Source organism: Oleiphilus sp. HI0117 (genome assembly GCF_001635235.1).
Map to the genome: position 1 here is coordinate 1 of NZ_LWGA01001398.1, position 1,542 is coordinate 1,542.

Annotated in this window: 2 protein-coding genes; both read right to left on the reverse strand. The window is 44.6% G+C overall.

Features of this window, described 5'->3' with window-relative positions; translation table 11 throughout:
- Positions 1–553 (reverse strand): response regulator (locus A3757_RS23725; protein ID WP_156506536.1); only part of this gene is annotated, 553 nt, incomplete at its 3' end.
- Between the two features lie 19 nt (positions 554–572).
- Positions 573–1,542, reverse strand: a 970-nt coding sequence (locus tag A3757_RS23730) for a response regulator (protein ID WP_156506537.1), incomplete at its 5' end; no start/stop codon positions are given.

Sequence of the window (1,542 nt, forward strand, 5' to 3'; positions counted from 1 at the left end):
AGTGGTCAATATCAACCATCATTAAGCTTAATGGATGGCCATGACGTTTGGCGCTAGCGACTTTTTGTTCAGCTACGGCTAATAAATAATGCCGGTTATAAAGGCCTGTTAATTGGTCGGTGAGCGCAAGCTCTTCTAACCTTTGGCGCTGTTGCTTCAATGTGATGTGTGTGTTGATGCGCGAGATTGCAATCGCTTCTCTCACTGGTTTACGAATATAGTCGGCGGCGCCTAGCTTAAGGCCTTTTTCTTCATCGTGCGAGTCTTGAAGGCCTGTAACAAAAATAACGGGGATGCCAGCCGTCTCTTCATCTTCTTTTAAGTGCTTGCTGGTTTCAAAGCCATCCATATCAGGCATCATGATATCAAGTAGAATGAGCTCGGGTTGGGGCTCTGTACGAGCGACTTCCAGACATTTTGCTCCAGAAGTAGCGACTTTGACCTGATAAAGATCGCGGAACATGAGAGCGAGAATTTGGACGTTAGCGGGCGCGTCATCAACAATGAGGACGGTTGGCTTTCCTTGTTTCTCGCTCGATATTTGAGGGGCCATTTATTAGGTGCCAGTCTGGTTATGAGGTCTGAATCAGAGCCAATATCTCTTTAAGTGTCGTTGATGCTGCCGTATTGTCAAATAAATTGATTTCTTCAACGAGTTTTATGACCAAATTTTGGATTTCCTGCCTATCGGGGAAGGCTGTTTTAAGGAGGCTTAAACTGTCTGGGTCGATATAATCTGATTGTTCAAGCTTGTTTTGAAGCGTGTTTAGTTGGTTTATAAACTCGTCATTAGAGAGTGTTTCATCTGATTCGTCGCTGGTCGATGCAGTACTATGGTCGAGTGCTTCAGTAAATGATTGTTCGAGCAAGCTTAACTCTGTTGTGAACTCTACATGAAGTCCTTCAAGTTCGTGCTTATCTACTTGCTCAATAGGTCTTAGAGAAACCTGTTCAATGGCAGCGCAGAGACTTTGGAGCTTGTCGGCGCAAAGTTGCCCGCAGACACCTTTGAGAAGGTGTGAAATGGCTTTAAGCGCTTTTAGATCTAATTCGTTACAGGCCTTTAGAATATCTTCAGAGTGCTTCGGGCTGTCACTAAGGAAGCTATTCAGCAATGCAGAGAATAAATCATCGTTATTGTAGATTCTCTCTCTTAGACCGTCAGGGTTCCAGTGGGTAGGGGTATCTTGCTCGCTAGTTGAAGCAGTAGCGTTGGGTTTGGTGCTTGTATCATCTTGAGGCATAGGTGCGTCTTCATATTCAGGTTTGTTGTTACACACATAACTAATGAGTGTAGAAATTGGTGCGTCGTTATAAATTGGTTTGCTTAGATAGGCGTTCATACCGGCAGCCAAGCACTTTTCTTTATCTCCTTGCATTGCATTGGCTGTCATCGCAATGATCGGAATGTCGGTGTAGAACTGTCCAGCTTTGCCATCGCGAATAGCTCGAGTGGCTTCATAGCCGTCCATTTCGGGCATTTGACAATCCATAAGGATTAAAGTGTGTGGGGTATTGGCGGTGGTTTGTATCAAACTGCTA